The sequence below is a fragment of the Thiomonas sp. TH-17 genome (genome assembly GCF_057473305.1).
Genome location: NZ_JBYCKI010000142.1, coordinates 1 through 4,646, shown reverse-complemented (window position 1 = coordinate 4,646; position 4,646 = coordinate 1). Strand labels below are relative to the sequence as shown.

Genomic DNA, 4,646 nt, shown 5'->3' with positions numbered 1-4,646 from the left:
ATGTTTCGCGAGATGTTTCGCAGCGCCGCAGCCGTTACTTTTTCAAACGGCATTGCGCCGCAAATGCGCCTAAAACCCACACATCAAAAAAACTATGAGGAGCACAACATGGCAAGCGTTCACATCGACACCCCCCCGGCGGCTGGCACGCCGGGGCGCAACATCCGCAAGGCTGCTGGCATCTGGAGCCTGCTGTTCGCCAGCCTGACGGCCATCATCGGCTCGGGCTGGCTGTTCGCCCCGCTCACGGCGGCCACGCAGGCCGGGCCGTCCAGCATTTTTTCCTGGGTCATTGGCGGCGCGGCCATTCTGGTGCTGGCCTTCGTCAATGCGGAACTCACCAGTTCGTTTCCGGGCATGGGCGCGGTCATCACCTTTCCTAAACTCAGCCACGGCCATCTGGCTGCGGCGGTGGTGAGCTGGGTGGTGTTTCTCGGCTACGTCACCGTCGCTCCGGCCGAGGTGCTGGCGGTGGTGACTTACGCCAACAACTATCTGCCGGGCATGGTCGATGCGAAAACCTCGCTGCTCACCGATACGGGCATGGCCGTCAGTATCGCCCTGCTGGGCATATTCATTCTCATCAACGCCTGGGGTGTTCGCGCCCTGCTGCGGCTGGGCAACACGTTGATGATCTGGAAGCTCATCATCCCCGTGCTGGCCATCGTGGCGCTGATGCTCGCCTCGTTCCATGTGGGCAATTTCACCGCCCAGGGCTTCGCGCCGTTTGGCGCCAAAGGCACGATCGCGGCCATCGCCACCTCGGGCATCGTGTTCAGCTATCTGGGCTTTCGCCAGGCCATCGAGCTGTCAGGCGAGGCGACCAACCCGCAGCGTGACGTGCCCATTGCCATCATCGGCTCGGTGCTGATCGCCGGGGCGATTTTCGTCATGCTGGAAGTGGCCCTCATCGGCGCGGTGAATCCGTCCGACATCGCGCAGGGCTGGGCCAAGCTGCACTTCACCGGCGTGTCGGGCCCGTTTGCCGGCCTGGCGGTGATTCTGGGCATGAGCTGGCTGGCCATCCTGCTCTACATCGACGCCGTGGTCTCGCCTGCGGGCACCGGCCTGGTGTATGGCGGAACGACCGCGCGCGTGGTTTACGCCACCGGCCGCGACGGCCTGTCCACGCCCTGGTTCGCCAAGCTCAACAAAAACGGCGCGCCCTCCACCGGGCTGTGGATCACCTGGATCGTGGGCATTCTGTTCTTCCTGCCATTTCCGTCGTGGCAGAAAATCGTGACCTTCATCTCCTCGGCCACCGTGCTGGGATATGGCATCGGCCCCGTGGCGCTCATGACCCTGCGCCGCAGCCTGCCGCTGGGCAGCTATCCGCGTCCCTTCACCTTGAAAGGCGCCAGCCTGTGGGCGCCGCTGGCCTTCATCGTGGCCAACTTCATCATCTACTGGTCGGGCGCCGGCACTGACAACTTTTTGTTCGGCGGCTTGGCCGTCATCTTCGTGCTGTTCGTAATCGGTCAGGCCATCACACACGGCGGCAAACTCGGCCACCTGCAGTGGAAAGGCGCCTGGTGGCTCGCGCCGTATTTCTTCGCCATGTGGCTGGTGACCTACCTCGGCCCCAAGGACCTGATCGGCGGCACGGGATTGCTGACCTTCTATCAGGGCATGGTTGTCGTGGTCATCATCAGCATCGCCATCATGGCCATCGCCGTAGCCAGCGGCCTGCCCGAGCCGGAAGAGGCGCGCGAACTCATGGCGATGACCGGCAGGACGCGAAACTGATCGCTTCCGCAACAGAAAAAAGCCGCCTCGTGCGGCTTTTTTTGTTGTTGGGTTCAGCCCTGCAGTCGGTTGAAGTCGAGCAGTTCGTAGAACGCTCGCTTCTCGGCGTACATCTGCTGGTCGGCGCGGTTGATGGCGGCTTCCAGGCGTTCGCCGGCCATGCAGGTGGCGATGCCCATGGAAAAGCTCAGTCGCGGAGACTGGTGAAACTGGTTGTTCAGGTCGACGAGTTCGAGCAGGCGCTGGCTTAGCGTTTTGGCGGCGCTGGCGTCGGCGTCGGGCAGCAGCAGCACGAATTCATCGCCGCCCACGCGAGCGGCGATCTGCGGTTTGTCCACCAGTTTGGCGAGCACCTCGCCGGCGCGGCGCAGCAGGCCGTCGCCCGCGGCGTGGCCGAGTTCGTCGTTGACGGATTTCAGGCCGTTGAGGTCGAGCATGATGACGCTCACGGGCCAGGCCTCCTTGCGTTCGAGGCGGTTGATTTCATCGACATAGAAGGTGCGGTTGCGCAGGCCGGTGAGCACGTCGTGGTTGCCCAGGAATTCGAGATAGGCCTCGGCCTTCTTGCGTGCGGTGATGTCGGTGAGCGAGACCAGCACCTGTGCCCAGTCATCTTCATGTCCGGGCATGACGGCGAACTGCATGTGGGCGTTGATCGGCTGGCCCTTGAGGCTGTAGTTGATGACTTCGCGCTGCTGGGTGAGCTTGCCGTTCCACAGGTCGATGAGCTGATCGGCGAAATGCACCCGCATGTCGTCGCGGAACACATGCTGCAGGTTGCGCAGCAGATGCGGCTTATCGCTGGCGCCCACCATGCTCAGGGTCTGATGGTTGACGTCGAGCACGCGGATTTCCTGCATGCAGCGGTCGATGAATTCTGGATGCACGCGCAAGAAGGTGGGGAAGTCGCTGATGCCCTGCTCGCGCAGAATAGACAGCAGGCTGCGCACCGCGCTGAAGTCCTCGACCCACAGCGATACGGGCGAGTGCTCGAACAGGCCGCGCGCATATTGCTCGCTGGCATGCAGTTGGCGTTCGGCGCGCAGCCGGTCGGTGAGGTCTTCGACGGAAAACAGCACCCGGCCCCAGCTTTGCTCGTGGCCGGGCAGCACATGGGCGTTGAGCAGGATGTCGAGGCGGCGTCCGCTCAGGGTGTAGTTGACCGTCTGGCTGGTGTAACGCGTGGCGCCCTGCCACAGCTGCACCAGCTCTTCCAGATGTTGGCTGTACATGTCATCGCGAAACACGCGGTCGAGATTGGCGACCAGATGCGCCAGATCGCGGGCCTCGAACAGATCGAGCGTGCGGCGGTTGACCTGCAGCACTTTGATGCGCGCCGAGCACTCGGCCACTCGGGCGGGCTGTTCGTGCAGCCAGGCGCGCAAATCGCTCACTCCCTCGTCACGCCATTGTGTGAACAACTGGTGCAGGGCGCTGAGATCCTCGACCCAGAGCGAAACCGGCGCGAGTTCGAACATATTGGCGAGCTCGTCTTGGTGCAGAGTGGGGGCGGTCATGGGCGGGCGAGGTGCGGGGATATCGAGAGATGCAAATTTTAGGAAGCGTTCTTCGGGCAGGTGCGGGCTGAAACAACAGGAAACTGCGGCTGACGTGAACTTTTTCCGGTTTACCCACGGTAACAGCGCACGCCCGCGCGAACCGATAGGCTAAGTCTTGATGCCCACATGTTTGCTGGGTGAGCAGGAGGAATAGGGATGCAGTACCGACAATTGGGCGCAGACGGGCCGGATGTCTCGGCTCTCGGTCTGGGATGCATGGGGATGTCCGAGTTTTACGGGCAGGGCGACGACGCTGAATCGATCGCCACCCTTCGCCGCGCACTCGATCTCGGCGTGAATTTTCTCGATACGGCCGACATGTACGGCGTAGGACGTAACGAGATGTTAGTCGGCCGCGCTATCAACGGACGTCGTGATGAGGTTTTTCTGGCGACCAAATTCGGCAATATGCGCGGGCCGAATGGCGAATTTCTGGGGGTGAACGGCCGCCCCGACTATGTGCGCCAGAGCTGCGAAGCCAGCCTGAAACGGCTGGGCGTGGACGTGATCGATCTGTATTACCAGCACCGCGTCGATCCCGAGGTGCCGATCGAGGAGACGGTGGGCGCGATGGCCGATCTGGTGCGCGCGGGCAAGGTGCGCTGGCTCGGGCTGTCCGAGGCCGCGCCGGCGACGCTGCGACGCGCGCACGCGGTGCATCCGATTTCCGCGCTGCAGTCGGAGTATTCGCTCTGGTCGCGCGACCCCGAAGGCGTGCTGCTCGACACGGTGCGCGAGCTGGGCATCGCCTTTGTCGCCTACAGCCCGTTGGGTCGGGGCTTTCTCACCTCGCAGATCAAGTCGCTCGACGATTTGCCCGAAGACGACTGGCGCCGTCGCTCACCGCGTTTTCAGCCGGAGACCTTTGCGCGCAATCTTCGTCTGGCCGAAACCGTGCGGCAGATGGCCGAGGCGAAAAACTGCACCCCGGCGCAGTTCGCCCTGGCGTGGCTGCTGGCGCAGGGCGATGATGTCATTGCCATTCCGGGCACCAAGCGGCGGCGATATCTGGAGGAAAACATGGGCGCATTGCGGGTGCGCCTGAGTACGGCGGATCTCATTCGCATCCATCAGGCGGTGCCGCCCGGTGCGGCCAGCGGCGAGCGCTACCCGGAAGCCGGGATGCAGGCGGTTAATCGTTGAATCGTTGAAGCTTGATTCCGATTCTTCGGCGCAACACCCGGAGATTTCCAGAGGGACGGTGTTTGGGAATCTGCCGGACTTGAGGATCGCGGGCTGCAAAAAGGCTGTGCGGCGTCCTGCAGCAGCGGCTTCTTGCCCCATAGCTTCGGCTATGGGGCGGCAAATCCGCCGCCGCAGGCCATCCCCACCCCCTTTTTT

At 63.1% G+C, this 4,646-nt stretch carries 3 protein-coding genes; 2 read left to right on the top strand and 1 reads right to left on the bottom strand.

Going from position 1 to position 4,646, the window contains the following annotated elements:
- The first annotated feature begins 108 nt into the window (after positions 1–108).
- Positions 109–1,746: an APC family permease gene (locus AC2VLV_RS08640; protein ID WP_486989601.1), complete on the top strand. Its 1,638-nt coding sequence runs from the start codon at positions 109–111 to the stop codon at positions 1,744–1,746.
- 53 nt (positions 1,747–1,799) lie between these two features.
- Here the strand turns inward: AC2VLV_RS08640 and AC2VLV_RS08635 are convergent, their stop codons facing one another.
- Positions 1,800–3,263: a sensor domain-containing diguanylate cyclase gene (locus AC2VLV_RS08635; protein WP_486989600.1), complete on the bottom strand. Its 1,464-nt coding sequence runs from the start codon at positions 3,261–3,263 to the stop codon at positions 1,800–1,802.
- A 198-nt stretch (positions 3,264–3,461) separates the two neighbouring features.
- Between AC2VLV_RS08635 and AC2VLV_RS08630 the strand changes: the two genes are divergently transcribed.
- The gene (locus AC2VLV_RS08630; protein ID WP_486989599.1) at positions 3,462–4,448 is read left to right on the top strand and encodes an aldo/keto reductase; all 987 of its coding nucleotides are present in this window, start codon (positions 3,462–3,464) and stop codon (positions 4,446–4,448) included.
- The last annotated feature ends 198 nt before the right edge of the window (positions 4,449–4,646 follow it).

Coding starts and splice junctions, on each gene's coding strand:
- AC2VLV_RS08640 (WP_486989601.1), top strand. CDS start 109: ATGGCAAGCGTTCACATCGACACCCCCCCGGCGGCTGGCACGCCGGGG.
- AC2VLV_RS08635 (WP_486989600.1), bottom strand. CDS start 3,263: ATGACCGCCCCCACTCTGCACCAAGACGAGCTCGCCAATATGTTCGAA.
- AC2VLV_RS08630 (WP_486989599.1), top strand. CDS start 3,462: ATGCAGTACCGACAATTGGGCGCAGACGGGCCGGATGTCTCGGCTCTC.